The organism is Labrenzia sp. THAF82 (assembly GCF_009363435.1).
Taxonomy (GTDB): domain Bacteria; phylum Pseudomonadota; class Alphaproteobacteria; order Rhizobiales; family Stappiaceae; genus Roseibium; species Roseibium porphyridii.
In genome coordinates this window covers 715,437-740,847 of sequence record NZ_CP045354.1, presented here as the reverse complement: position 1 = coordinate 740,847, position 25,411 = coordinate 715,437, and the positions used below count along the sequence as shown (strand labels likewise).

Here is a 25,411-nt window from a genome sequence, read left to right as displayed (position 1 = left end):
CATGAAGGCGCAAAGTGCCATATTCCTGCATATCCAGGAGCCGATGAAAGTGGCGGGCATGCCGCCCCTTCATGCAATTCTCGTGCTGATCGGTGAGCTGGTTCTGGCAAGTGCTGTCGGTCTTTTTGCGGGCAACGGGGTTGCCTTTGCGCTGGTGCTTGTGACGCTGCCGCCTGCAATTGCCTGGATCATTGTGCTGCGTCGTCGTGAGCCCCACTGCGAAACCCTCCTTCTTCACCCGGCCTCGTTCTACCAGGCTCGCAAGATGCGCCAGCTGGTGAGCGGCTTTCCCTTGAAGACCCCAAAACGGCGGACCCGATAATGTTGTTGGGCACCTTGATGACGGGCGTTGCTGCTGTTGGCGCTGCGGCGCTGGTGAGTTCCAAAAGCCGCAAGTACCTGCTTGGTGATGTGGAACAGGACTGGCTTGCCAATGAGCTGGAATTCGACCAGCTGCTGGCCGACAACCAGACGGTCTCGCTGAAGGATGGCTCGTTTGTGCGGGTGTTTGCGGTGTCGGGTCTGGCGTATGAGACGCGCAGTGTGAGCGAGCAGGAAACGCTTGCCATCGGGCGGGCGAATGCGTTCCTGCAATTTCTGTCGGCGGGCTCCGTGCTGCGCCTGTTCGGTATCAAGCGCCAGCGGGATGTGAGCTTTCTGGCTGAGTGGCCGTCGCCGACCTTGCGGGAAGTCGGGGAGGCGGAACAACGGCTTTACCGGAACGCCTATTCGCTTGTCTGGTATCTTGTGCTCAGCGTGAAAACGTCCGGGGAGCTGGAAAAGACCACGCGCGGACTTTTGAGCAGCTTCAACGCCTATGGCATCCGACTGGTGGAAGCCGCCGGGGACGCGGGCAAGGCCTGCGAGCTCACACGTGTGCTGAACTATCTTGTTTGCGGTGAGCTGAAGCCGGAGCTTGCCCGTGTGAGTGCGGGCATCAGCGCGAACCTGCCGGCGTCTGACATTCACGTTTCCACGGGCGGGGCGATTGATACATTCACGCCGCACAGGACCTTCAACCGGGTCATTGCGGTGCGTGGCTGGCCCGAGACGGTCTCCGGTCTTCTGGTCTCCCGGCTGCTGGCATTGTCAGGGGAGATCGAGGTTTGCCAGATCGTCCGCCCGCTGGACAACACTGGTCAGATTGCGCTGACCACGCGCCAGATTACGGAGCAAAAGCACAATTATTTTGGCACGGGTGCGGTTCTGGCCGAGCTTGAGGCGGTCAATGAAGACCTTTTGACCAACGCGCACCAGCTTCAGGAAACGCAGTTCCAGATCACGGTGCGCGCGCGCGAGACACATGAGCTGAGCGCGCTTCTGGATCAGGTGACGGCCCTTCTGGACACTGCGCGCATTCGTTATTCCATTGAGACGGCCGGGGCCGCGACGGCCTGGTTCAACCGGATGCCGGGACGCGACAAGCTGCTGCGGCCGTTGAAGATCACCGAAAGCAATGTTGCGGCCCTTTGGCCGTTCCAGTTCTCGCCGATCGGCCTGTGGTCGAGCCCGTTCGGAGATCGTCCTGTGCGTTTGTTCAAAACGCCGACAGGGCAGAATTATGCGTTCCAGTTCCATGTGTCGGACAAGCCGCAGTCGCCGGGCAACTATTTGATGTTTGCACCGACTGGCGGCGGTAAATCGACCTTGCTGCTTCATCTTCTGGGCGGTCTTGCCAAGTTCCCTGGTGTCAGGAATTACGTTTTTGATTCCAGGGAGGGCGCGCGCTTCATGATCGAGGCATTTGGCGGCGTCTACCAGGGATATGAGGATCTGGCGCTCAATCCTCTTGATGTGGACCTGTCGGACAAGACCGCGCGTCACGGGGTGCGGCTGATCCTGCAATCCATGCTTGGTGAGAGTTTTGACGACAGCATGGACGATGATCTGCATGCCGCACTCGACATGGCGTGCGAGTTGGAGCCAGGTCTTCGCACGCTGAACAACATCCATGGGGCCGCGTTCCCGGTGCAGTCGGCGATCCGCAAGCTTTTTGCCCGTTGGGTGTCGTCCGATGACGGGGCGCAGGGTCAGTTCTCGCACGTCTTCAATGCTCCGCGTGATCAGATCACCGGCTTTCTGAGGCGTTCGTTTCTGGTTGGCATCAACATGAACGAGGCGCTGAAGGACCCTGTTCTTGGGCCGCCTGTGGTGGCGCATATCTCGGCGGCGATTTCTGCGGTGGCGCGCCGGGGGGAAGGCGGGTTTTCGATCTTCATTGACGAGGCTGCCAATCTCTTGCGCAACAACGGCTTCAGGGACGTTGTTCAGGAGATGTACCGGGAATACCGGAAGCTGAACGGTCTTGTGGGGCTTGCGTTCCAGGAGCCGGGGGCCTTGCTCGACTTCGCTGGCGCTTCGGCGATGATTGAGAACGCGCAGACGTTGTTTTTCCTGCCAAACTCCCAGGCGAAGGTGGAAAACCTTGAGCCGTTCAATCTGTCGAACGAGCAGATCGCCTTCATCAAGGGCGAGGGCGAGATGAAGGGCGGCCGTCAGGTGCTTGTGGTCAAGCGCTTTGAGGCTGCGAATTTCAACGAAAGCACGATCCTTGACGTTGACCTGTCGGGCCTTGGCGATGCCTTGCGCTTTTACCGGTCTGGCGATGAGCCGATGCGGACAATTCACGAACTCAGGAAGAAATGGGGTGAGCAATGGCTCGCAAAACTCTAACATGCGTCCTTGCGGCGGCGCTGCTGGTGTCTGGTGGTGTGCCAGGCAGTTTACCAGGCAGTGTATCTGGGGCCCGGGCTGCGATGGCTGTGATCGATGTGAAGGCGATTGCGGAGGCGCAAAAGCAGCTGACGACGATGAAGGAGCAGCTTTCTGTTGTCACCGAGCAGCTTGAAACAGCCAAGGAGCAGCTTTCTGTGGTGACCGACCAGCTGAAGGTTGTTGAGGAAGCCAAGGCGATTGCCGACGAAACCCTCGCCTCGATCGGCGAGATTGGCAATGTGTCGATCCCGTCGGTGAACTTTGACGCGCTTGCCTCCAGCGTTACCGGTGACATGGCGTGCCTCATTCCAGATTACGAGCAGCTGATGCCGTCGATTGATCTGGAAGAGGTGGACTTCGGGTCGATCTGCGAGCGCTCGAATGCCTACAAGTCCGGTCTTGTGGCAACGCAGCAGTCGCTGACGGAAGGCAGCTGGGACGAGAAGGTCGAGATCCAGAAGGCGGTGACGGAGAACCGCGTTGCCACGATCACGGATGCGACCCTCAAGGGGCTTGCGCAGTCGGACGAGGCGCATGAGACGGCGGTCACCACCCTTGAGACGGCGCAGGACTACAAGAGCGCAGGCGTGGGCGCTGAGACCATGCAGGACCGGCTTCAGGTTCTGATCGAGCTTCAGGTGGCACAGCTTACGACGCAGGCCCAGACCAACCAGCTTCTGGCGCAGATGCTGAAAATCCAGGCCTCGCAAGCCCTGAACAACGGAGTTCCGATCCTGAGCGAGATGGCTGAAGAGCGCACCTACAGCGATGACCCGGAGAGCGAGTGATGGCTGAGGCAGCCTGCAACATCTGCGCAATTTTTAAGGCCTACCAGACGCATGCGCAAACCACGCTCGAGACGGTGGTGACGGCGATCCATGGGCCGTTTCTGGGTCTTGTCGCGGCCATGATCGGCGGCTGGATCGTGTGGACGGGCATCAAGGTTCTGATCGGTCGCTTTGAGCTGGGCGAGGCGCTCAGGCAGGCGATCTTCCTGGTGCTGGGGTTCGGGATCTACAAGGCGCTGGCAAGCGGTGCCCTGGTGGTCACGATCTTCACGACCACCGTCAATATGATGGGGGGGCTTGCGAGCCTGACGCTGGATGCGCAGTCGGCCGGGTATTCCGGGATGGACGCGCTTTTGAAAGCCATCGAAGAGGTCATCAGCCAGATCTGGAGCATTGCGACGGCGCTGATGGCAGCCGGTGGTGGCAGCGGTTTTTTCGCAGCTCTCACAGGCATTGGGGCCGCGCTTGTGGGGATTGTCTTCGGCGTCAGTCTGATTGTTCCCTATCTCATTTTGCTGGTTCTGTTCCTGTCCCATACCGCTGTTGCGCTGTTCCGGATCACGCTGGTGATGGGCATGTCACCGTTTGTGGTGGGCATGGCGTCGTTTCCGTTCGGCCGCGATCTGGCAGGTGCTGCGACGCGCACGGTCACCGGGGCGATTGTGACCATGGTCTCCATGTCGATGGTGTTTGCACTGGTGAAGGCGAGCATTGACGCCATTGGGGTCACGGCCACCGGCGAGAACATCAAGGTCGAAGAGTGGCTGAACCTTGCCGGGGGCAAGTATCTGCTGGCGCTGATCATGGGCTGGCTTGGGGTGGCGCTGATTTCCGAGGCCGCGAGCTTTGCCGGTCAGCTCACCGGTGTTCTCTACAACGGGGTGGCTGCTGGAACGCTGTCAAAGTCAGCCTTGCGACCGGCGGCAAGGGGAGCCGGTGCTGTGGGGAATTTTGCCGGTGGAATGGCTGCGCTCGGGGCTGCGGCCAGCGCTGGCAAGTCCTTGTCCGCCAAGGCCGGCGGGATCATCCGGTCCTCGGACCAGTCTTAAGTTTTTCTCTCAAAGGGTCTTTGATCAATGAAACACGTCACTCTTGTAGTGTGCCTGGGGTTTTTCCTGTCCAGTTGCGCCCAGGTGGAAATGCCGATCGAGCCGAACGGCATTGACCAGATGCGCAAGTCTCCGTGTGCCTGTCTTGAGGTTGAGTTCCAGCCGGGCACGTTCGAGTGGGTCGAGGCGGCTTGATGAGTTCGCTCGCGCTCTCTCCGACCGACATGCAGGACATGCCCAAACACGCCAATATTCTGGCGGCGGACCCGTTTGCCTACAAGACCGCGCATCGTCGTCTGGCGTGGCTGTTGCGTCTGTCGGTTGCCATGAACATTGCGCTGATTGCCTGTGTGGTTGTCTCCATCCAGGCGCTTGTGTCTCTGGTTCCGCTGAAGGAAACGCAGATCGCGCTTCTTCGGGCAGACCCCAGCGACGATCGTCTTTACCGTGTGGAGCCGATCTCTGTTGAGGTCGATGGGTTTGAGCTGATGCTTGAGAAGCTGGCGCGCCGGTATGTGCGCCAGATCCTCACGATTGACGGCACGACGCAGAACACGCGCTTTGAAGAGGTGCGGACCTATTCGGATGCGGAGTTCTTCAACACGTATCTGGATGCCAACAAGAGCCTGATCGAGGCTGGCCTTGAAGATGGCCTGAACCGCTCGATTACGATCAAGGGCGCGCATCAGGTGGACGCCTATGATGGCGTTTATCTCTATGTCGTTGAATTCCTCCAGAGCGACCGGATCGGTCGCGACAAGCCCAAGCGCCGCCATCTGCGCGCGTTTCTGGAAATGACCCCCCGCCCTCATGACGTCACGACTGCTGAACGGTTCGAGAACCCGCTTGGCATTCGCGTTCTCGGCATGTCCATCAAGGAGCAAGCTTCGAAATGATCGCCCGCCTTCTCACCGTTTTGGCCCTTGCGGCTCTGTCTTCTGCGGCATCGGCGCAGACAGCGCTTTCTCCCGATGAGGGCGGGCGCGCCTCAACGCGACCTGTCCCCACGACCCCCAAACAGCGCATTGATGGAGCCAACGCAGTGGTGACTTCTACCGTGCCGCCCGGGTCGCTCGCCCAGGCTCAGGCCCAGGCATCCGGCAATTACGGCCCCCTGGCCCGTCCTGCGTCCATTGGCGGCCAGATCCAGGAGGCCTGGTCGCGTCCCGGCAAGGATCAGGGCATTCATGTGGAGGCCTGGTGCGGGGATTGCGTCTACAAGGTGCGCCTGCGCGAATATATGGTCAGTGCGATCCAGTTGCCTGAAGGGGTGCGCATTGCCTCTGCGGATCTGGGGGATGCGTCCCGGTTCGAGGTCAGGAAGCGCTCAGACAACACGCTTGCGGTCAAGCCGCGTGGGGCAGGCGTTGACAGCTCCCTTCTGGTCTATACGGAGGCCGGGGAGGTTTATTCCTTCTATTTGCGCGCTGAAGGCATCAACTCCAAATCGGTGCCTGATCTGTCCTATCGCATTGTCGGGTCCGGATCGCCTGACATGGGCCATGTAGCCTTTGACGACAGGGGCCGGGCACTGCCGGCAGCTGGCGCGGGCGCTATCGGCACAGCAGCTGTTGGCACCCATGGTGGCAGCGACTTTCTGAAGACCGCCCGGTTTGATCCGGCATCCTTGCGCGGCTGGGATGACTACAAGCTTTGGGGAGACAACTCGCTGCGCCCGGAGCAGGTATTTCGGGATGACAACTTCACCTACATCCAGTTCGGCGACAAGTGGAACGATCTTGAGCTGCCCACGGCCTATGTTGTGGTCGATGGCATTGACGAGCTGGTCAACACCCGCGTTCAGGGCACGACCTTCATTGTTGAAAGCACGCACCGTCTGATCACGCTGAAATCCGGCCAGTCCTTCCTGTGCATCCAGTACAAGGGGGCAAAGTGAGCGATGGCGGTTTGTGAATTTCTTCTGTCGCTTGGTCTTGGCCTGTTTTGCCCTGATGTGGAGGGGGCAAGGCCTCCTGGTCCTCCAGGTCCTCCGCCGATCATGGTGGAAAACCGGCCTGTTATTCTCCCCCCTCCCATTTTCCGTCGGCACGAGGGCCTGGTGGAGGTTCGCGAGCCTGAGGATGTTGTGCCTTCTCCGCCGACCGGCAATGCCCGCGCGGCTGCGCCGTATCTGATTGATGCCACTGACGGTCGGGTGCGCATCCGTATTGCGGATGTGACTGTTGTTATTGAAGGCGGTGAGCCGACGCTCACCCTTACGCGCGATCACCTTTCTGTTCAGTATCGGGGCGGCAGCTGATGGCGGTTTGTGAGCTGATTGTTGCTCTGGGTTTGAGCTTTGGCGGTCTTTGCCGGCAAGAGCCAGCGGCTCCGCGGGGGTTGCCGGCAAGTGATCCGGAGGTTTTTTCCTACGAAAAGCCTGCGCCGCCTGAGCCGAAGCCGGAACCGACGGTCATCACGATGCCGGCGGTGGTGATTGAGAAGGAAGTCATCAGGGAGGTTGAAAAGCCTGTTGTTGAGACCCGCGAAGTGGTCCGGACGCAGGTGGTGACCAAGTATCTTGAGCCGGAAAGGAGCGTTCCGCGCGGGCCTGACCCTTATGAGCTTGCCTTGCAGGCGTCCTTGCGTGAGCGGGCCGAGATGCAGACAACACTTGCCGGGGCTGATCTGTCTGGCGAGTTCCAGGAGCCTCCGGCGGCTCCCTTGCCTGAGATGGCTTCTGTGCCGGCGTTTGCGCCACCTGTTGGCATTGATCCGCAAAACGACCGGTATTCCGCCCCACGCCGCTATTCGACCTCTGCCGTTGACAACAGCCGTATTCTGGCGGCCGACCGCTATATCACCGGCATTCTGGAAAGCGGCATCAACAGCCAGCTTGCCGATAACGGGACGGTTGTCGTGCAGGTGAGCCGGGATGTTTACGGCTACCACGGGCGCACGAAGCTTGTGCCGAAGGGCTCGCGGATGATCTGTGCCTATGAGTCGGTGGACAAGATCGGCCAGACGCGTGTCGGGTTCTCGTGCAGCCGTATCCTTCTGGGCGAAAGCCGTGCGGAGATTTTCCAACTGAATTCGAAGGTTGGAGATGCGCAAGGGTATGCGGGTCTTTCGGGCGAGGTGAACAACCGCTTCTGGGAGAAATACGGCTCTGCGATCCTGACGGTTGCCCTTGGCACGGCGGTGGAAGGGGCTGTGGTCGGCTCCAGCCAGATTGACAGCACCAACTCCAACATTGTTGCCAATGGTCTGACCGGTGCCAGCGAAAATATTGGCACGCTCACGGCGGCCTTCCTGGAAGACACAGTTGATCTCAAGCCGGTGATCCGGATTGCCCAGGGCACGCGTGTCCAGGTGCGTCCGGAGTTTGACTGGTATCTCGCCAATCCCCCCAAAAACTGAGGAGTTTTGAATGCGTTTGCGCAAGTATATGTATAGCGGCCTGATTGCCGCGACCCTGACGCCTACTTTGGCACCGTCCTTGGCTGTTCCCTCGGCTCTGGCCCAATCTTTGCCGGTGCCGGAAGTGGTGCGCTCTGCCGGCGCCGGCGAAGATGGCGCTGCCGGTGAAGCCGAAGCGCGGCTGCGGCCGGATCTCTTCGCGATCGCCCCTGTTCTTGAGACCGACCTGACCACGGATGCGGCGGTGCCGCTTGAATTCCGGTTTGCCAGACCGCCAGAGGTTGGCGGGGATGTGCAGGGCGTCAATGCGGAAGGCTTTGTCCGCCGCGTGCGCGCTGGTGGCAACAGTATTGCCCAGGTGGTTGTCTCCCGTCTGACGCGGGGTGCGGATTATGTCGATCTTGAGCCGCAGGATTTTACCAGCCAGTTTGTGCTTGTCGGTGAGCGTCTGTTGCCGACGACGGAGATCTCCATAGATGGCGACGAGGCGGAGTTCCTGGCGGCGCTTGCGCGCCTGAGCACACAGGCGGTTGCCGAAGAGGACGAGCCGGAAGAGGACGCGCGCGAAGAAGAGAGCAGCGGCGACAGCTCCGGCTCCGATGGCAATGAGGATGGCGGCAGTTCCAATCCGATTGCAGGTGGCTACCAGACCCCTGAGCGGCTTGCGGCCGATGAGGATGAGCCGACGGTCACCTATGACGTGACGACGGAGGGGTGCGAGCCTGTTGTCGATCTTGTCAGCGGTGTGGTGCGTCAGCAATCGATGTCGCAAACGCTGGAAGACGGTGTTGTCGTTGAGAACGATGCGTGTTCTCCCAATGGGGTGGTGTGGCCGATTGAGAAGAACTACGACGCGTGTGAGGCGATCGTGGACATCGATGCCCGTCTTGCGTTCCCGCAGTTTGAGACGTTTTACACTGACGACAAGGGCGCGCGGTACGATCTGGAAGCGTGTCAGCCGGATGAGGCCAATTACCACGTGATCAACGAGGATTTTGACGCCTGCACGCCGGAGGTTGATTTTGAGGGCAAGACGGTCGCGCTTCTGTCCAGCTTGAGCTACCGGAACAGGACTGGTGAGGTTGTGTCGGTCAGTGAATGTGCGCCCTCCAACAAGACGTTCGAGCTTGAGCGTGACTACAGCGCCTGTGACGATTTTGTCGATCTTGAGGGGCGTGAGGCGAGTGCGCAGTACACTTACTTCTATGTGGACGGGCAGGCGAGCCGGCATACGGTCAGTGCGTGCCGTGCGGATACGGAGCGCACCTGGCCGATTGAAGAGCGTGAAGAGTGCGCGCTGACCTTCGATCTCGACAAGGGGATTGCCACGGTCAACACCATCCTGGCGTATAACAAGGAAGGTGTTGATGTGCGGGTGCGCGAGTGTGCCCCGTCAGAAACGATCGCGCCGATCCAGATGACGGCGGAGGCGGACAATTGCTCCTTGAAGCATGATTTTGGTGCCGGCGTTTCCACTCAGATGACCATGTGGACCTATACCTATAAGGGTCAGTACTACCAGGCCTCGCCTTGCATGACGAGCGAGGTGACCTATCCGCACGAGAAGGTGTTTGAGGTGGATGGGATGGACGTGTGCACGCCGATTGTCGATCTGGAGCAGGGCCTTGTCGCGCGCCAGTATATTACGGAAATCGAGGTCGATGGAGTTCGCGAGACGATCGCCGGGTGCCAGCCGGATCTGACAGACGAGTTGCCGCTTTATGCGACCACGGATGGCTGCACGGACCCGTCTCAGTTTACCCATGATCTGGAAGCGGGTCAGTCTTATGGACGTGAGCGGTTTTACTACGAGTCCCCGACCCAGGGGCGCATGTATGTGACGCAGTGTCAGGCGAGCGCACAGACCTATACGCATTCGCTGGATCTGTCGGGCTGGCAATATGATGATGCCGAGCTTCGAGCCTATCCTTTGGTGGATATCTCGATCAATGTTGCCGGAACCCCATACACCATTGTCTCCGATTATCTGGAACCGGGAACGACGGCGGTCGATTACACGTTTGTGCGCACCGAAGATACGCCCGATCTGACGAATGCCTATTACGAGGGCTGTTACCAGATGGTTCCGACCAACCGGACCGAGGTATATCAGCGTCCGGATGGCACGAGCCTGCGTGTTCCGGTTGGGAGCGGGCCGGCAGCAAATGGCGGTGATTTTTGCGAGCGAGTTCGCGAGGCACGGGTCAATTCTGGTTGGGGCATCAAGGCATATTTGGAGCGTGGCAATCTTCAAATGAAGTCCGACACGGGCACCGGCAACTGGTCGCGCGGCGATAACCAAGATCCGTACTGGCAGTCGATCTCGGGCGGAAACGCCTGGATCTCGCAATTCAGCTACAACGATGGCGAGATCTGTCATTTTTATTACATCAACCGGGAAGAAGAGCGGTTGAAAATCACGGAACCTGGAACGGACAAGGTCACTTATACGGACTGGACCGGTGTCCAGGAGGTTCAGGATGGAACCCGAAGAAACTGTGAGGTGACCCGGCCGATCGGAATTCCTTCCAACTAGGACGCACCAAAGGGTTCCCGGACCATGGGACGGGGGTCTTTGCCCCCGCCCCTTCTTCCGCCCCGCTTTTGAATGAATCCCGTTTTGAGGTTTTGAGCATGTCCCAGGTTCTCCTGGAAAAAATCCTTGAGCCGTTGTCGCGTCACTATGCTGGCTCTGAAGTTGTTGAAGTGCGCACGAAAGTTCCCGGCAAGCTGATTGTCGAGCGCCGTGATCTGGACAATCGGATCGCGGAAGTCGTTGAGCCGGAGCTGACGCTTTACCGGATCAAGACCATCTGCCGGGCGCTTGCGAATATGAAGGGTCTGGAGTTCGATCCAACGGCCAAGCCGCAGCTTTCGACCGTTCTGCCCGGTGGTCACCGGTTTGAATGCCTTCTTGGCAATTCTGTCGTCTCCGGTCTGTCTCTGGCAATCCGGTGCAAACATCCCCATCGGGTCCGCCTGGAAGACATGGGGCTGGGACCCGACATGATTGCCTATCTGAAGGCAGCGCTTGATCAGCAGCGCAACATTGCCATCTCCGGTTCGACCAATACGGGCAAGACCACGCTGCTCAACAATCTTCTGTCGTATCTGCCTGATGACCGGCGGGTGGTGAGCGCAGAAGATACGCCGGAGCTGGATGTTGGCCGGTTCTATAATGGCGTCTCGTTGCTGGCGGCCCGCGACACCGCGCAAGGTGCGGGGCTCAGAACCTGGCAGCAACTTTATGATCACAAGATGCGCATCTCGCCGGACAACATCCTGTTCGGGGAAATCTCCACACAGAATGCTTTTGCCGCGCTGAACGTTCTGAACACGGGTGCGCGCGGCTGGATGTGCACGGTGCACGCAGAAAGCGCCGAGCTTGTTCCAGCGCGGTTCCAGGAAAACATCAATGCAGCCGGCCAGACATTGCCGGATGCAGAAGGCTTCATGCGCAAGCTGGTGGATCTCGTCATCCACATCCGGCGCGATCCCCGCGGGCAACGTTCAATCTCCGAGATCTTCGAGATGAAGAATGACCGCTACATCCTAAGGGAAGGAAGGACTGTCCAATGACCAACACACACAATCTGCTTGAGACCGTGCGCCTTGCCAGTGACCAGGCGATCTCTGATTGCCGGACCATTGCCGAGGTGCTGATCGATCCGGCGGGGGCCGGTCTGAAGGACTTCTGGGAGGAACAGGGGTGTGAGTGGCTGTCCACGGTCATTTTGCACGTTCTGTTCCAGGTGGCGCGAGAGGAGCATCGCAGGGCCACTTTGGAAGATGTTCAGGGTTTTCTGTCGTCGTTTGATAAAGCATCCGGCGATGTGCTGAACAGCATGGAGAGTTATGACCATGGCCGGGAAGCGCTCAATGAGGCGATCCGCCGTGGCACGGCACGTATGCGCCAGCGGGCTGACAACGAGCGGTCCGCTGTTCACCTGACGGGGGCATCCCGTCTGCAGGCAACTTGCCCCTGATAGCGCGTCTGTTTGCGTTCCTCGGGCTTGCCTCACTGGTCAGCGTTACGCTGATCGGCTGGCATTTGAGCCTCGGCTTTGATCCGCTCAACGTTGCCTGGTGGCACTGGCTGAGAGCTGTCTGGCTTGAGAGTGGCTGGTTCCCGCCGGAGATCCTCAATCCTGCTTATGCGGGTTTTGGTGCGTTTGCGCTGTTTTTCTGCGTGGGTGCTTATGCCTCGTCGGGTGCGAAGTCGAAGACGGTCTCCGGGGGACGCAAGCAGAAGGATATTCATGGCACGGCCCGTTGGGCGATTTTGAAGGATGTGCGCAAGAGCGGCCTTTGGTCGAAGAGCGGCGTTGTTGTGGGCGGCTGGCCGCGCTGGCGCGGTGTCAGGATGCTGCGCCATAACGGGCCAGAGCATGTTCTGGCATTTGCGCCGACGCGATCGGGCAAAGGGGTTGGGCTTGTTTTGCCGACGCTGTTGTCGTGGCGCGAGAGCGCGCTCGTGCTCGACATCAAGGGCGAGAACCACGCTTTGACGGCCGGTTGGCGGGCTTCGCAGGGGCAGAATATTTACCGTTTTGACCCGGCCGCTCACAGCGGATCGGCCAAATACAATCCGCTTGCGGAGGTGCGTATGGGGACGGACCACGAGATTGCGGACTGCCAGAACATTGCGATCATGATCATCGATCCCGATGGTGCGGGCCTGAAGGACTTCTGGATGCAGGAGGGCTATGGCTGGCTGTCCACGGCCATTTTGCATGTGCTTTACCGGGTTCAGAAAGAGGATGATCGCAGGGCCACTCTGGCCGATGTGCGGGCCTTCATGTCGATGGGCCAGGAAAGCAAGGGGTCAGAAAGTAAGGAGCCAGAGAGCAACGGTACACAGAGTGGTCCGGGACCGGCGCAGCCGCAGTTAGCCGAGACCAGTGACGAACCCGGCGAAGAGCCCGCAACAAGCGAACAGGACACGCGCGTCAGCGACAGCTTTGAGCGTCTTTTGCTCGACATGGAGAGTTATGATCATGGCCGCGATGCCGTCAATGCGGAGGTTCGCCTTGGCGCTGCGCGCATGCGCAAGCGTGCTGACAACGAGCGTTCCGGTGTTCATTCGACGGGAACGGCGCAGCTTTCGCTTTACAGCGACCCGATTGTTGCGCGCAACACGTCGGCTTCGGACTTCTGCATCAGCGACCTGATGAATGGCGAGAAGCCGGCAACACTTTATATTGTCATACCTCCGTCCGAGATTGCGCGTCTTCGCCCGCTTGTGCGGATCCTGCTCAATCAGGTTCTGACACGCCTGACCTCGCACATGGCGTTTGAGGGGGGGCGTGCGGTGAAGAGCTACAAGCACCGGCTTTTGCTGATGCTCGATGAGTTCACGTCTGTCGGCAAGCTTGAGATATTCGAAAAAGCGATTGCCTTCATGGCTGGCTACGGTCTGAAGGCCTTCGTGATAGTCCAGGATCTGACGCAGCTGCAAAAGACCTATGGGCGAGAGCAATCGATCGTGTCGAATTGCCATGTCCGGGTTGCCTATGCGCCGAACACAATGGAAACGGCGCGTCTTTTGTCGGACATGAGCGGCAAGACGACGCTGGTGCAGAAGAAGACGTCGGCGAGCCGAACCTCCGGTCGTTCCGGTACGAACTATTCCCACACCTTGACGGAAGTTGCCCGCCCCCTGCTGACGGCAGATGAATGCATGTCGTTGCCGGGCATGGAGACTGGTTCGGGGGGCAAGGTGACCCGTTCCGGCGACATGCTGATCTTCGTGGCGGGCCGCCCGCCGATCTATGGCCGTCAGGTTCTTTATTTCCAGGACAAGGACTTGCAGTCGCGGGCCGAGGTTCTTCTGCCCGCTCCCCGGACCTCTCACAAAAAGGAAGCTTCGAAATGACCCCGACGATGAAAATCAGCACGGTGATCGACACGCTGCTCAAGATCCACGAAGAGTTCGGGGATATCAATATTACGGGCGGTCGTTTGAGCGAGGATTGCCCGCTTCGCATCATCACCGTCACCGATACGTCCGGACACCAGGTGTGGCCGTCTGTTCCTGGCAAGCGCCCTTTGGGCATGCAGGTCGTTGACGGCGTGCGTCTGTACTGAGGGGGCGGGAGTGTCTGAATACCGCAAAGTGTCTGAAGTGGTCTATGGCAGCGTTGGTGTTACGTGGTTGTCTGTTCCCTATGAAGACAGGGAGATTGCCAAGGCGGCCGGTGCGCTTTGGGACAGCAGGGCCAAATCCTGGTTCGTCAGGGGGTTGACGGTGCCAGACGCGCTTGTGCCGTATCTTCCGCAAAACCGGCCTTCCTGTCCGGGATCTGATCCGCATCGTGCGTTTGCGGCGTTCTTGCGAGCACAAGGAGCTGAGCTTGACGGTGCGCCGCGCATGGATGGTCAATGGCACCGGGTGAAGCTGGCAGGCGATGCCAGGGGGAAGAACGGGAGCTACCGGGGGTTCCTGGACGGTGTTCCGAACGGTCAGTTCAGGAACTTCAAGGGGGATGGCACGCAGCAGTGGACGGGCGTTGCCGTTGTGCCCTGCCCTGAAGACCGGCCGCATCTTGAGGCACAGGCTGCGCGCCAGCGGGCAGAGCGCGAACAGGAACTGCTTGACGCTCAGTCGGCTGCTGCCCGGCGCGCGTTCGGGATCTGGACGAACCTGAAGACCTCAGCGTCTCCCGACACGTGTGCTTATCTGGCGCGCAAGGGTGTTGAAGGCTACGGCGTGAAGGTGGCCGATGACGGCCGCCTGGTTATTCCCTTGCGCGACGACAAGGGCCATCTGTGGTCGCTTCAGTTTGTCGGCGAGGCCAAGACTTACCTGAAGGGTAGGCGCAAGAGCGGTCTCTATCACACGATCGACCCGGCTCACCTTCTTGCAGGGGACAATTCCGACCGCGGTGTTCTGACGGTGTTTGTGGCGTTTGACGCAGACAACCTTGTGAAGACGGCGACATCGGTTCGTGAGCTGTTCCCGCATGCTGGCATCTTGATTGCCGCCGACAATGATCATCACCTTCCGCACCGCACGCCAGCCTTGCCGAACAAGGGGCTGGTGAGCGGGCACCGGGCGGCGGAGGCGGTTGGCGGCACAGTGCTCGTGCCCTCGTTCACAGCTGAGGAAAAAGAGGGCCAGGCGACAGACTGGAACGATCTGAAGGCCTGGCGTGGTGAGGACGCGTTAGTCAGCGCCTTGCAGGACGGGATCAGGAGGATGTTGCCAGAGCCAGAGCCAGAGTTTGGGCCAGAGCTTGGGGCAGACCCTGAAGACGAGCGGGATGCCGAGCCGGCACAGGGAGCTGGCCGCAGCGAGGGCGCTGCTCAGGACGCCAAAAAGCGGGTGGTCACCTATATCAGCCCGTCTTTGTTTGAGCGTTTGCAGGCGAGTGCGGAGCGGGCCAACATGTCGGTCGCGCACGCGATGCTGCGCATTCTTGAGACGGGGGCCTATCCGGACCTGTCGCGGGAAAAGGCTCTTGTGGCGTTTGAGAAAGTGGCAGCTGATCATGACGGGCTTGAGAAGAAACTGTCCAAGGCCCTGCGTGGGCGGCGGGATCGCGAGGTCTTCGGGCAGATGGAACAGCTTCTTGCCGAACTTCGAAAGACACAAAGGGAAATCAGGTCCTGCGCGAGGAAGCTGTCACAATGACATCGATTGTCATCACGGAAAAACCGTCACAGGCGCGCAATGTCATGGCGGCCGTCGGCACGCGTTACGGTCAGGTTCTTGCCGCCCAGGGGCATCTTCTGCGGCTGCAACAACCCGAAGAGGTCAACGAGGCCTGGAAAAAGTGGGAGCCCCTGCTTCTCAAGCCGGACAGCGGTTTTTATGGCCTGGTGGCGGACCGTGCCAACGGCAAGGGTGCGCGGCTGGATCAGATCAAGGCTGCGCTGACCTCGGCAGACAGGGTCTATATTGCCACGGACTGTGACCGGGAAGGTCAGGCGATCGGGCAGAACCTGCTGAGGTTCTTCCGGTTCAAGGGCGCCGTTCTGAGGGTGATGTTCACCGCAGAGGACGAGAAGACCTTGCAGGAGGCTTTTGCCGGCGCGCGGCCGAATGAAGAGTACCGGTCTCTTTATCTGGCAGCTGAAGCCCGCTCGCAGGCTGATCAGATATACAATCTCAGTCTGACCCGAACTGCGACGACGACCCTTGTCCCGCGCGGTGTTCGCCAGGTGATCGGGATTGGCCGGGTGCGCACGCCAACCCTTGCGATTGTGTGCCGGCGGGAAGCGGACCTGGCTGCGTTCAAGGCGCGGGACTATTACGAGCTTGTCGCCGTGCTTGAAGGGGACTGTGGTCCTTTTGAGCTGCGCCATGCGCCGAAGGCGGAGGCTCGGTATTTTGACAAGGCCAAAGCTGAAGACCTTGCCCGGTCCGTGCAGGGCTGGCAGGGGCCGGTCAGTGTTGTTCAGCAGGAACGCCGTCAGCCGCCCGGCAAGCCGATGGATTTGCCGAGCCTGCAAAAACGGGCAGCAACATGGGGCTGGACGGCGCAAAAGACACTGGAAGTCGCCCAGAGCCTTTATGAGACCCATAAGGTGACAACCTATCCAAGGGCGGCGACGCGGTTTTTGCCGGAGAACCTGATTGAGGGATCAACAGAGGTATTCCGGGCGCTGGTGGGGATGGACGATGTGCCGGTGGACTGGAGCGATCCGGTGATCCGCACGGGCCGGAAGCGGATTTTCTGCACGGCCGGTCTTGAGGGGGAATCGCATCACGCCATCATCCCGAACCCGGCAAAGGCAGGTGAACTTGCATCCCTTTTGCCGAACCTGAGTGGCGATGAGCGGCGTTTGTTCGATCTCATCGCCAAGACCTTCCTGGCTGCGCTGGGGCCGGATCACGTTTATCTGAAAACCGAAGTCTCCCTGACAGTTGCAGCCGATGGTGGGCCAATTGTGTTCAATACGGTTGGCAGACAAACGCGTGAGCCCGGCTGGAAGGCGGTCTATGCGCCGTATCTGGACAAGGCCCGGGAGGCAGAGGATGCGGTGGAATTGCCGGCCCTTGAGCATGGGGCACCGGTCGCGATCCGCACTGTCGGGGTCGAAAGCAAAAAGACCACGGCTCCTGCCCGTTATACGGAAGGCTCACTGATCGAGGCCATGCAGAACGCCTGGAAGTTCGTGGAGGCCCCCGATCAACAGGCGCGGCTGAAAGCCGCGAAGGGGATTGGCACACCGGCGACCCGTGACACAATCATCGAAGGCCTGAAGCGCCAGGGTTTTCTGGAGACGGTCAAAGGCAAATTGCAGGCCTCCGGTGCGGCCATGGACCTTTACCGGATCTTGTCAGCGAAATGTCCGCAGGTGCTGGACCCGGCCTCGACCGCGCATATGGAGAACCGGCTGGACGATATCCTGCGCGGGACTGCAAACGCCCGCTCTGTTGTGAACGAGATCTGTGCGTCGGCGCAGTCGGTCATTGAGGCATTGACGGCCTCAGATGAGCGTCTCGCCCTCAAGCGCAAGCCGTCCGAGGCGATGGTGAAGGCGGCAAAGGCAAAGGCGGCCAGGACGGGCACCCGGCTCAGCCGTGCGCAGCTGGGGGATTACGACGCCCTTCGGGCCTTCCTCGGCCCCCTTCCCTCAAACAATGGCCCATCAAACAAGGACCCCTCAAACAAGGACGTTGGCCGAAGCGAGGTCAAGGCTGCGTCGTGATGGCCGGGCAACGGCAAGGCGGGTGCGCGCCTTGGAGAAGCAGCCCGGTGTGCGGCAATTGTCCCAAATAGCACAGCTTGACGCGAAGGTGCCGAGCTAATCAATCAACGGTTTAAATATAAGGAGCAGAAATTGTTCAAGAAACATCTGACAATTATTGCGACAGGTGCGGTGCTTGCAGCATGTAATCCCGGTCTTCCGGAGGCGACCGATGAGCAGCTGTTGATGTTGTTTTCTGAGCATGAAACGATGGGTGTTGCGGCCATTCATCGAAATGCGGTGGAGTGTCTTGAGATTCTCTCCGGCGATAGTCTTTATGTTGATCTTGGCCCGGAACTGCGGGGACAGCTTAAGACGAACTGTCGTCAGGCTCTGGATAAGGTTCTCCAGGACGCGGACCGCAATCCGGTTGGTTTCACAATGGCCCATATGGAAAGCCCGGACCTGACGGAGCGGGTGAAGAAACTGCGACAGACCCAGGACGCGCGGATTGACGAGCTTCGCGAGCAGCAACGGGCAGCGAAGGCTGAACAGCAACAGCTCGAAAATGATGCGCTAGACCATCAGAACAGGAAGACGCTGAAGCAGGCCAAACTGGATGCGGCACAGTATCTGGAAAGGGCAAAGACCTTCGTCGAGACAATGGAGCCCAAATGTCAGGAGTTGGTTGAGTTACAGGAGAAAAAGACCGAACGGGAGGTCATGTTCCTTCAGAAATTATCGCTCCGGATTTACAATACCTGTTCGTCGTATGATCCCAAAAAGGTGTCCGATCGGTTCCAAAAAAACCTCCGATCTGCCGAGGAGTTTAACGCGCGCATTCAGGCAATCACCTATTTGCCTCACGAGCGAGGTTATTTCAGTGTGCCCGACATTGAATTTGAAAGCGATTTTCTGGCGCGGGAGCAGGCGAAGATCGAAGAGCTTCTGAGCGAGGTGAAGTCCCAGATTGAGCACAACAATTCCTGATGGGACGCTTGCCGGCGCGGGTCAATCGGCCTGCGCCTGCCCCAGACTGCTTGAATGCGTGAATTAATGAGAGGAATCAGCATCTTAACATTTGCAATCAGGAGTGGGGTCTGAAAGACTCACCACCTGAGTAACCAGGTGAGGATCAAACCGCACACAGGCAGATTCCTGCGTGACATTGCGTCATTTTGGTGAATCTGGTCTAGTCGGCCCCGCCTCGTAAAAATCACAAGGCATAATTCGCAGCCCCCAAGCAGGCTCAAGCGCCGGCTAAACGGCTCCGCACCACTCCAACGGATAAGGAAAACAGAGGCCCAGAACGACAAAACCCGTCATCGGAACGCACCGACAACGGGGAATGCACTTACAAGAATTATCGCACCTTTCTTTTAGTGCATCCCCGACATGGCTGTCAATCACCAACACCGTTTCGGTGTGAGCTACTCCCCATCCGTTGGACAGGTTTCGGCGTAAATTAAGCTACTCTCTGCACCTGCTGATCGGGTTGGTTTTGTTCAATGCGCTGCCAATAGACCACGGCAGGCGGCTTGCCGCCAAGTGCTGAATGTGGGCGCTTCTGGTTATAGAAATCCACCCACTTTCGAACACCGGCCCTGGCCTGCGATCCAGTTTCCCAGGCGTGCAGGTAGACGCACTCGTATTTGAGCGTACGCCACAGCCGCTCGACGAAGATATTGTCGAGGAACCGTCCTTTGCCGTCCATCGAGATGCGCACGCCCATCCGCCGTAGCCGGTCCGTCCATGCAAACGAGGTGAACTGTGATCCCTGATCCGTATTCATGACTTCCGGCGCGCCGAATTTGTGGATCGCTTCATTCAACGCCTCGACGCATCAAGCGGTTGAAATCGTCGAGCTGGTTCAAAACGGTCAGGCGGCGTCGACGCTTTCTGCCGGGAATGGACAGCAAGACTTCGTGGCGTGACTTGGCAATATCAATTGCCACCAGAACAGGCTCGGTCTGTGCAATACTGGCATCGGTCATAGTCGGTCTCCCTCGCGGTATGGTTTGGTGCAAAACCACTGTAGGGACCTGAGACCCGGCTATGATCACCTGCTCCGCAATTTGAGAGCTGCACAGGCAATCATAGCCTCTAAATCAACATCATTCCGAAGGTGTTACGGGCCGGAAAACGTCAGTGCGGCGTTGCAAATGTGGGCTTCACGGCGCGGGATCGGGCTGCAATACATCCAGCCCGGCAAACCGCAACAGAACGCCTATATCGAGCGATACAACCGAACCGTCCGCCATGAATGGCTCGGACAATACATATTCAACACGATCAAGGAGGCACAGGATCACGCCACATGCTGGCTATGGACATACAACAATGAGCGGCCAAATATGGCCATCGGCGGCGTTACGCCGAAAATGAAACTGACAGCTGCAGCCTGAAGTCCAGTTATCGACCCCGCGAAAAATGGGATGATTACCCTTTCAACAGCCAAACCTCAAGGCGTAGTTAACGAGAAAAACTTTGTGACAAGCCCCAGAAAAATCATCGCAATTCTATGTATTATCGGAAACAAAAAACTTACGAAAATACAAAAAATTTTTCGCAATTATTTTGACCTTATGAATTGATATTAAACCTAAAAAGTGGAAATGCAAACAATAAGATGTACGAAAATACTAGAAAAATCTTGATCCCCTCAAGCAACTAAATCTCTTTGTAACATTTAATACAGCTGAGTCCGTCTTCTTGTTGTATTTTTAAAAAAATCAAAGTAGGTGATAAAAATGCCAGACCCCTATAGTGTTGGATCAGTAGATAGCAATGCATCGTATCTCAATATAAAAAATACAACTTCGGACCGTGAAGAGAGTCTCGTTGAATTGCAAAGAGCGGGTAGTGTTGATAGTCGGCTCATAATTTTGGATAAAAACTTATTGCCTCTCATTTATCGAGCGCCCAAAAGAAAGAATAGGTTTTTTAATAAGGTTTGTAAGTTTTTTGTTTTTCGTAGAAAAGCTCGTGAAATTGATTTGGAAAATCTCCGAGAGCGACGTCCGCGTCGCAAGCTGTTTGAGTTCGGTTGTATTTTTAAGGTTTTCAACAAGAAAGTTAAACAGCAAGATGGGGTTGAGTTGAATCTTCTTCCCGAGGGTGCCACGGATTCGAGGCGCTTTTCGAACCTCGAAATATTTAGGCATCCTTCGGACCTTAGCCTTTTGACGGATTGGGACGGTGAAGTGGCATAGGGACGGAATTTTCTTTTCAAAAGTCCCATTCGGAATGGTCCTGTCGCAACCCTCACTGGCGGACAGATTTCTCCCGTATTGGGAGCGCTTTTCAGGCTTCGTTAACTTTTTCAATTCCGAAGATCACTGCCAGCAGATCGTTATGTTCGCGGACACTCCATTGACCGGTAAAGTCAAAGCCCTTCTTGAGCCACAGCATGGCTTCAAAGCCGGCGATGGTTCTTCTGGCTGAGTTGAACGAGCGGAACCCGCCGACCTTCGGCATGTTCTTTTTCACCCTGAAATGATCGCTCTCTATGCCTTGTTGCAAATGCTTGGTCACATAATGCACCGGATCCGAAGCAAGCAGGCCACCGTCAACCGCGTCGCCGATGGCCGGAGGAAAAGTGCCAGCACCATCGGTGCCGATTTTGCCCGGTGACAGCAGTGGGGCCTCCCGCAACATTTTTTGAAAGAACCGCTTGGCAGCATTCAGGTTGCGCTTTGCCGTGAGCAGGAAATCGACCGGATGTCCATGCTTGTCGATGGCCCGATACAGATAGCGCCATTGGCCCTTGATGCGCACATAGGTTTCATCGATGCGGACCGAGCCGCAATGCGGTTTGCGGAAGCGGCGTAGCCGTTTTTCGATCAGCGGCGCATACGCCAAAACCCATCTGTTGATGGTGCTGTGGTCTACCTTAAAGCCGCCTTCCAGGAACATTTCTTCCAGGTCTCTATAGCTCAGAGGATAACGCAAGTACCAGGACACCGCCTGGATGATCAACCAAGCCTCGAACTGCCTGCCTTTGAAGTCATCCTTCGATTGGCGTTTCAGTTTTTCAACGATGGCCCTCAGAATCATGACGCGGAACTCCAATGACAGGACCGCTCTTTCAACAGCCAAACCTCAAGGCGTGGTTAACACGAAAAACTTTGCGACATGTGTAGACGCCCTGATTGCAAGAGGATTTTTTTGGTTATTTGATCGCACGGTCGGGTGCTGACATGTGTCCGGCCTTTGATGCGGCTTTTGACTTGCCGCGGGCCCGTATGGTGTTCGAGTGTCAGGTCCAAAATCAAGCCCACGTGCTCAAAGGCACTGTGTCGCAAACTGGTTTTCCTGACCTCATCCCAAGATCGTTACGCCAAACTTCTAAAGACCTCTCTTGCGCCGCCGTCCCCGTAGCTGCTCCCGTTTTAAGCTTGAGCAGCCGGAGCCCTATATGTCTGACCGCTTGACATCACCGCCCAGACAATACGTGCCATCTTGTTGGCCAGAGCGACCCGAACCAGCATCGCAGGCTTGCGAGCGAGCATACGTTCGAGCCACGACCCTGACATTGCCCCCTTCTTTGCTCGCCAGCTGACCACACTATTTGCGCCAATAATCAACAATCGTCGCAATGAGCGCTCTCCGGTAATCATCCCATTTTCCGTCGGGTGTAAAACTGAACTTCAGGCCGCTGTTTTAAGTTTCATTGCGGGTGTAATACCGCCGATAGCCATGTTGGGCCGCTCGTTGTTGTATGTCCATAGCCAACGTGTTGCGTGGTCCTGCGCCTCCTCGATCGTCTGGAATATGTATTGTCCGAGCCATTCATGGCGGACGGTCCTGTTGTAGCGCTCAACATAGGCGTTCTGCTGCGGCTTGCCGGGCTGGATGTACTCCAAGCCGATCCCACGTCTTGAAGCCCATATTTGCAGGGCGGCGCTGACGTTTTCCGGACCATAACACCTTCGGAATGGTGCTGATTTAGAGGCTATGATTGCCTGTGCAGCTCTCAAATTGCGGAGCAGGTGATCATAGACGGGTCTCAGGTCCCTACAGTGGTTTTGCACCAAACCATACCGCGAGGGAGACCGACTATGACCGATGCCAGTATTGTACAGACCGAGCCAGTTCTGGTGGCAATTGATATTTCCAAATCACGCCACGATGTGTTGCTGTCCATTCCCGGCAGGGGATTGCCAAGTTGTTGACGGGGCTCAGCGGTGGTAGATGGCTGTGATGATTGAGAGTTCCGATTTTCCGCGCCTTAAGGGCTTCCGTTTTCCTAGATCGATCATTTCCTACGCGGTTTGGGCGTATCATCGGTTTGCGTTGAGTACGGCAGATGTTGAAGACCTTCTGGCGGAGCGAGGTATCCGTGTCAGCCGGGAAACGATCCGCACCTGGGTGAACCGGTTTGGTCGGCATTTCGCGCGCTGCATTCGCCGGGACCGGCCCAAGCCCAACAACAAGTGGCATCTTGATGAGATGGTGATTGTCATTGGCGGTGTGAAATACTGGCTCTGGCGGGCGATTGACGGCGATGGCGATGTGCTCGACATCCTGGTTCAACCCCACCGCAATACAAAGGCAGCCAAGCGTTTCTTCAGCGGGCTGGTGACGCAATTCGGCGAGCCCAGGGTTGTGGTAACCCCCTCTCGTGACATTGCATGCGCAATGCACTGCCGGGCAATGGACAAATTACGCAGCTACACTAAGCCAATCCAGTCCCTGGCGCCGGATGCCGATCATCGCGCTCACAAGGGACTGAACAACAGGATTGAGAATTCCCATCGCCCGACACGCAAGCGGGAGAAAATAATGGGCCGGTTCAAGTCTCCCCGGCAAGCACAACGGTTTCTGTTTGCCCACGATCAGATCAACACGGTCTTCCGGCCGCGTCGATACACACTGTCGGCCGCCTCATACAGGCGTGCAAGGGCTGATGCATTCGGCTTATGGCACGACTACACACGCGAGATGAATGCCTGAAATCCGTCTAAAACAGGGACAATTGCGGGCCGGACAAAACAAGTTGGCAATCCCCTTTCGTGTTGTGACGCCTACAAGAAGGCCATGCTCAGTCAGTCTTTCCAAAAACTATCTTCAGACGTTCCTTCCTACTTGAATGTGTTTGATGTTGCTTGGCTGCAAGTTGCCATTTCGGTTGGTTCCGGATTGCCAGGGAGAGGTTGGCTCCACTGGAAGTTCGGGTATGTCTGCCGTATTTGAGGTAATAATCTGGCGCGTCCCTGCGCAGTTTCAATTGGTAGCGGTGTGGAAGAGCGTCGGAAAAACGTCACGCGCCTCCCAAAAAAACGCACACACCCCGAAATAATTTTTCCGACATTGGGGAAAGAAAATGCCTTTCTTCTGGCAGGCCTGGAGTGGTCGCTAATTTGTGAGGGAGGATTAGAATAGATACTGACCATAAGGTGGCTCCTTGAAATCTACCTTTACTAGAGCCAATACAATATACCTATTTTTAGTTGTTTTCCAAGTCGTAGAATTTCAAAGGCCGTAAGGGAAGGTCTCTTCATGAAGGCAGGACTTGGCTCATTGGATTGAATGAGACAGGATTTTTGAGCGATCAACAAACACATTTGGCGGATGCAGTTCACAGACTGAGCCCTGAGCACCTCACGGCCTTGAACATCGGCCTTCTTCGAGTTTTGAAGCATTTTGTTGGACTGGTGGCGCGTCATTTGCGCGATGTCCTGCCGGTCCGGCCAGGCCTTGAGAATCATGGACTGTGCGTGCTCGGGCTCGCCGTCGTCCATCGGCGCGCCGATGATCCATGTGGGTAGGTCGATTTCCTATATTATAAGGAACATGATACTGGCGATATCTTACATTTCTCCAGGACTTGCCTGTGTCTCGACGAAAATGAGATGGACGTAGAATTCCTGGGATTTGCTGCATTGCATGAGCTTTGAGGGGATCACATGGGATCGGCCCGCAGGGGAGGGGGGCTTTCAGCCTTTGCCTGTTCCAGCTCCTCAATGTTGTGCCGGTCACGTTCCTCGTTCTCGGCCCGCCGTCTCTCCGCTATCTCGGCGCGTTCCTGCTCCCGGAGTTCGGTAATCAATTTGTCCTGTTTCTCGCGCAACTGCTTTAGCAGCAGGCCCAGTTCAGGGTCCTCCAGATGTGCCATTGTATAACCCATCGGGTTTTGGTCCGCTTGCTCGATGCGTTCGTGCAGCCACTTGTAGCAAGTGGTCGTGAAATCGCTCGTTGTTTCGTCGGAAAAGTCCACATAAAAGCGCACTGCGTCATCTGAGATGAGATCAAGGCACTCAATCATGTGAGAACTGATTAACGTGATCCCCATCTCTTCACGATCACCAAACAGCTTGAGCAGTTGCTCTTCAGTTGCATTTGGAAGATCCGAATTACACGCCGCGAGCATGACACTCATCGCAACAGTGGCTAGAGATTTCTTGAACAATTTCTCCTCCTGACTTTACTTCTCTGTCTGATTAGCGCGGCACTCTGGCGTTGACCTGTGCCATTTGACACAGCTTCGCAACACGTCGCGCTCTGGCGCAGGTGAGACCAGCTCCAGCAAATCAAGTGTTGCCGTTGTTACCGTATTGGGTGTCTGGGAGTGTTTTGAAGAGCCTTCAGCACCGGGTCTTTGGGCACCCTGCTGGAGCCATCTTTGCTCTCGTTTTGTTGAGAGCGCTCTCTGGCCACCGTTTGCAAGGGTAGCACGGGATGATGTGGCTGCCCTTGCTGTGGATGGTCAGGCGGCCAGAGAGCTGACTGTCTTTGTTCACAAGGGGTGGGTAAGTGTGGGGCCCTGTGAAGACAGCACTCCCGGAACTTGGATATGGTGTGCTATAGACACGCCATGCGGGTACCAAGCTACGGTTGGTTACTCGTTAGGGGTGGGTGGTC

The 25,411-nt window shown here is 57.5% G+C and carries 23 protein-coding genes and 4 pseudogenes; 20 read left to right on the top strand and 7 right to left on the bottom strand.

From position 1 onward, the window contains the following. Position 1: 1 nt before the first annotated feature. The 17 genes from FIV00_RS03660 (at position 2) to FIV00_RS03585 (ending at position 18,538) form a co-directional block, all read left to right on the top strand. The gene (locus FIV00_RS03660; RefSeq protein WP_152499505.1) at positions 2-322 is read left to right on the top strand and encodes a hypothetical protein; all 321 of its coding nucleotides are present in this window, start codon (positions 2-4) and stop codon (positions 320-322) included. Then, positions 322-2,673, top strand: coding sequence for a VirB4 family type IV secretion system protein (locus FIV00_RS03655; protein WP_152499504.1), 2,352 nt, complete (start codon positions 322-324; stop codon positions 2,671-2,673). The genes FIV00_RS03660 and FIV00_RS03655 overlap by 1 nt, the downstream gene beginning before the upstream one ends. Further along, positions 2,655-3,503, top strand: coding sequence for a hypothetical protein (locus FIV00_RS03650; protein WP_152499503.1), 849 nt, complete (start codon positions 2,655-2,657; stop codon positions 3,501-3,503). The genes FIV00_RS03655 and FIV00_RS03650 overlap by 19 nt, the downstream gene beginning before the upstream one ends. Continuing rightward, entirely contained in the window at positions 3,503-4,552 is a 1,050-nt protein-coding gene (locus tag FIV00_RS03645; RefSeq protein WP_152499502.1) for a type IV secretion system protein, read from the top strand. The genes FIV00_RS03650 and FIV00_RS03645 overlap by 1 nt, the downstream gene beginning before the upstream one ends. Positions 4,553-4,579: 27 nt before the next feature. Then, entirely contained in the window at positions 4,580-4,747 is a 168-nt protein-coding gene (locus FIV00_RS29575) for a hypothetical protein (protein WP_173005868.1), read from the top strand. Continuing rightward, positions 4,747-5,448: a VirB8/TrbF family protein gene (locus FIV00_RS03640; RefSeq protein ID WP_152499501.1), complete on the top strand. Its 702-nt coding sequence runs from the start codon at positions 4,747-4,749 to the stop codon at positions 5,446-5,448. The genes FIV00_RS29575 and FIV00_RS03640 overlap by 1 nt, the downstream gene beginning before the upstream one ends. Further along, positions 5,445-6,449, top strand: coding sequence for a TrbG/VirB9 family P-type conjugative transfer protein (locus tag FIV00_RS03635; protein WP_152499500.1), 1,005 nt, complete (start codon positions 5,445-5,447; stop codon positions 6,447-6,449). Before FIV00_RS03640 ends, FIV00_RS03635 begins: the two co-directional genes overlap by 4 nt. A 3-nt stretch (positions 6,450-6,452) precedes the next feature. Then, a complete protein-coding gene (locus tag FIV00_RS03630; protein ID WP_152499499.1) occupies positions 6,453-6,812 on the top strand; it encodes a hypothetical protein in 360 nt (119 codons plus the stop codon). Next, a complete protein-coding gene (locus FIV00_RS03625; protein ID WP_152499498.1) occupies positions 6,812-7,912 on the top strand; it encodes a TrbI/VirB10 family protein in 1,101 nt (366 codons plus the stop codon). The genes FIV00_RS03630 and FIV00_RS03625 overlap by 1 nt, the downstream gene beginning before the upstream one ends. Positions 7,913-7,922: 10 nt before the next feature. Next, the gene (locus FIV00_RS03620) at positions 7,923-10,448 is read left to right on the top strand and encodes a hypothetical protein (RefSeq protein WP_152499497.1); all 2,526 of its coding nucleotides are present in this window, start codon (positions 7,923-7,925) and stop codon (positions 10,446-10,448) included. A gap of 98 nt (positions 10,449-10,546) precedes the next feature. After that, the gene (locus tag FIV00_RS03615; RefSeq protein ID WP_152499496.1) at positions 10,547-11,491 is read left to right on the top strand and encodes a CpaF/VirB11 family protein; all 945 of its coding nucleotides are present in this window, start codon (positions 10,547-10,549) and stop codon (positions 11,489-11,491) included. Continuing rightward, entirely contained in the window at positions 11,488-11,898 is a 411-nt protein-coding gene (locus FIV00_RS03610) for a type IV secretory system conjugative DNA transfer family protein (RefSeq protein WP_152499495.1), read from the top strand. Before FIV00_RS03615 ends, FIV00_RS03610 begins: the two co-directional genes overlap by 4 nt. Further along, a complete protein-coding gene (locus tag FIV00_RS03605; protein ID WP_209006801.1) occupies positions 11,889-13,787 on the top strand; it encodes a type IV secretory system conjugative DNA transfer family protein in 1,899 nt (632 codons plus the stop codon). The genes FIV00_RS03610 and FIV00_RS03605 overlap by 10 nt, the downstream gene beginning before the upstream one ends. Then, positions 13,784-13,999, top strand: coding sequence for a hypothetical protein (locus FIV00_RS03600; protein WP_152499494.1), 216 nt, complete (start codon positions 13,784-13,786; stop codon positions 13,997-13,999). Before FIV00_RS03605 ends, FIV00_RS03600 begins: the two co-directional genes overlap by 4 nt. 10 nt (positions 14,000-14,009) lie before the next feature. Further along, the gene (locus FIV00_RS03595; protein WP_152499493.1) at positions 14,010-15,545 is read left to right on the top strand and encodes a DUF5710 domain-containing protein; all 1,536 of its coding nucleotides are present in this window, start codon (positions 14,010-14,012) and stop codon (positions 15,543-15,545) included. After that, on the top strand, positions 15,542-17,569 hold the full coding sequence (locus FIV00_RS03590) for a DNA topoisomerase (RefSeq protein ID WP_152499492.1): 2,028 nt from the start codon (positions 15,542-15,544) through the stop codon (positions 17,567-17,569). The genes FIV00_RS03595 and FIV00_RS03590 overlap by 4 nt, the downstream gene beginning before the upstream one ends. A gap of 132 nt (positions 17,570-17,701) precedes the next feature. Then, on the top strand, positions 17,702-18,538 hold the full coding sequence (locus FIV00_RS03585) for a hypothetical protein (RefSeq protein ID WP_152499491.1): 837 nt from the start codon (positions 17,702-17,704) through the stop codon (positions 18,536-18,538). A 475-nt stretch (positions 18,539-19,013) separates the two neighbouring features. Here FIV00_RS03585 and FIV00_RS03580 read toward each other — a convergent pair. Together FIV00_RS03580 and FIV00_RS03575 are read right to left on the bottom strand one after the other, a co-directional pair. Further along, positions 19,014-19,391, bottom strand: a pseudogene (locus FIV00_RS03580) (transposase); the annotation flags it as partial. Beyond that, positions 19,372-19,542 carry a hypothetical protein gene (locus tag FIV00_RS03575; RefSeq protein ID WP_247649458.1) on the bottom strand — a complete coding sequence of 57 codons (171 nt, stop codon included), beginning with the start codon at positions 19,540-19,542 and terminating at the stop codon, positions 19,372-19,374. The pseudogene FIV00_RS03580 and the gene FIV00_RS03575, both read right to left, overlap by 20 nt. Before the next feature lie 132 nt (positions 19,543-19,674). On the opposite strand from FIV00_RS03575, the pseudogene FIV00_RS03570 reads away from it, so the two are divergent. Next, positions 19,675-19,953: pseudogene (locus FIV00_RS03570) on the top strand (transposase); the annotation flags it as partial. A gap of 345 nt (positions 19,954-20,298) precedes the next feature. Next, positions 20,299-20,760 carry a hypothetical protein gene (locus FIV00_RS03565; RefSeq protein WP_152499489.1) on the top strand — a complete coding sequence of 154 codons (462 nt, stop codon included), beginning with the start codon at positions 20,299-20,301 and terminating at the stop codon, positions 20,758-20,760. Between the two features lie 91 nt (positions 20,761-20,851). Here FIV00_RS03565 and FIV00_RS03560 read toward each other — a convergent pair whose 3' ends face one another. From FIV00_RS03560 to FIV00_RS03550, 3 genes and pseudogenes are all read right to left on the bottom strand, one after another. After that, positions 20,852-21,604 (bottom strand): IS6 family transposase, encoded by a 753-nt coding sequence (locus FIV00_RS03560; protein WP_152499488.1) that lies wholly within the window; start codon positions 21,602-21,604, stop codon positions 20,852-20,854. A gap of 335 nt (positions 21,605-21,939) precedes the next feature. Continuing rightward, positions 21,940-22,158 (bottom strand): annotated as a pseudogene (locus FIV00_RS03555) (IS110 family transposase); the annotation flags it as partial. A 39-nt stretch (positions 22,159-22,197) separates the two neighbouring features. After that, a pseudogene (locus FIV00_RS03550) lies at positions 22,198-22,476 on the bottom strand (transposase); the annotation flags it as partial. 274 nt (positions 22,477-22,750) lie between these two features. Here FIV00_RS03550 and FIV00_RS03545 point away from each other — a divergent pair. Beyond that, complete coding sequence (locus FIV00_RS03545; protein WP_152504096.1) at positions 22,751-23,503, top strand: IS6 family transposase; 753 nt, start codon at positions 22,751-22,753, stop codon at positions 23,501-23,503. 467 nt (positions 23,504-23,970) lie between these two features. Here the strand turns inward: FIV00_RS03545 and FIV00_RS03540 are convergent, their stop codons facing one another. Then, the gene (locus tag FIV00_RS03540) at positions 23,971-24,291 is read right to left on the bottom strand and encodes a hypothetical protein (RefSeq protein ID WP_152499487.1); all 321 of its coding nucleotides are present in this window, start codon (positions 24,289-24,291) and stop codon (positions 23,971-23,973) included. A gap of 161 nt (positions 24,292-24,452) precedes the next feature. Continuing rightward, positions 24,453-24,959, bottom strand: a complete 507-nt coding sequence (locus tag FIV00_RS03535; RefSeq protein WP_152499486.1) for a hypothetical protein — start codon at positions 24,957-24,959, stop codon at positions 24,453-24,455. Positions 24,960-25,411: the final 452 nt, after the last annotated feature.

What these genes read in the sequence shown, in the direction of transcription:
- FIV00_RS03615 (WP_152499496.1), top strand. Translation starts at nt 10,547, where the DNA reads ATGTCCCAGGTTCTCCTGGAAAAAATCCTTGAGCCGTTGTCGCGTCAC.
- FIV00_RS03540 (WP_152499487.1), bottom strand. Translation starts at nt 24,291, where the DNA reads ATGGACGACGGCGAGCCCGAGCACGCACAGTCCATGATTCTCAAGGCC.
- FIV00_RS03620 (WP_152499497.1), top strand. Translation starts at nt 7,923, where the DNA reads ATGCGTTTGCGCAAGTATATGTATAGCGGCCTGATTGCCGCGACCCTG.
- FIV00_RS03640 (WP_152499501.1), top strand. Translation starts at nt 4,747, where the DNA reads ATGAGTTCGCTCGCGCTCTCTCCGACCGACATGCAGGACATGCCCAAA.
- FIV00_RS03625 (WP_152499498.1), top strand. Translation starts at nt 6,812, where the DNA reads ATGGCGGTTTGTGAGCTGATTGTTGCTCTGGGTTTGAGCTTTGGCGGT.
- FIV00_RS03590 (WP_152499492.1), top strand. Translation starts at nt 15,542, where the DNA reads ATGACATCGATTGTCATCACGGAAAAACCGTCACAGGCGCGCAATGTC.
- FIV00_RS03600 (WP_152499494.1), top strand. Translation starts at nt 13,784, where the DNA reads ATGACCCCGACGATGAAAATCAGCACGGTGATCGACACGCTGCTCAAG.
- FIV00_RS03645 (WP_152499502.1), top strand. Translation starts at nt 3,503, where the DNA reads ATGGCTGAGGCAGCCTGCAACATCTGCGCAATTTTTAAGGCCTACCAG.
- FIV00_RS03545 (WP_152504096.1), top strand. Translation starts at nt 22,751, where the DNA reads ATGATTGAGAGTTCCGATTTTCCGCGCCTTAAGGGCTTCCGTTTTCCT.
- FIV00_RS03630 (WP_152499499.1), top strand. Translation starts at nt 6,453, where the DNA reads ATGGCGGTTTGTGAATTTCTTCTGTCGCTTGGTCTTGGCCTGTTTTGC.
- FIV00_RS03660 (WP_152499505.1), top strand. Translation starts at nt 2, where the DNA reads ATGAAGGCGCAAAGTGCCATATTCCTGCATATCCAGGAGCCGATGAAA.
- FIV00_RS03575 (WP_247649458.1), bottom strand. Translation starts at nt 19,542, where the DNA reads ATGACCGATGCCAGTATTGCACAGACCGAGCCTGTTCTGGTGGCAATT.
- FIV00_RS03635 (WP_152499500.1), top strand. Translation starts at nt 5,445, where the DNA reads ATGATCGCCCGCCTTCTCACCGTTTTGGCCCTTGCGGCTCTGTCTTCT.
- FIV00_RS03610 (WP_152499495.1), top strand. Translation starts at nt 11,488, where the DNA reads ATGACCAACACACACAATCTGCTTGAGACCGTGCGCCTTGCCAGTGAC.
- FIV00_RS03565 (WP_152499489.1), top strand. Translation starts at nt 20,299, where the DNA reads ATGCCAGACCCCTATAGTGTTGGATCAGTAGATAGCAATGCATCGTAT.
- FIV00_RS29575 (WP_173005868.1), top strand. Translation starts at nt 4,580, where the DNA reads ATGAAACACGTCACTCTTGTAGTGTGCCTGGGGTTTTTCCTGTCCAGT.
- FIV00_RS03650 (WP_152499503.1), top strand. Translation starts at nt 2,655, where the DNA reads ATGGCTCGCAAAACTCTAACATGCGTCCTTGCGGCGGCGCTGCTGGTG.
- FIV00_RS03560 (WP_152499488.1), bottom strand. Translation starts at nt 21,604, where the DNA reads ATGATTCTGAGGGCCATCGTTGAAAAACTGAAACGCCAATCGAAGGAT.
- FIV00_RS03655 (WP_152499504.1), top strand. Translation starts at nt 322, where the DNA reads ATGTTGTTGGGCACCTTGATGACGGGCGTTGCTGCTGTTGGCGCTGCG.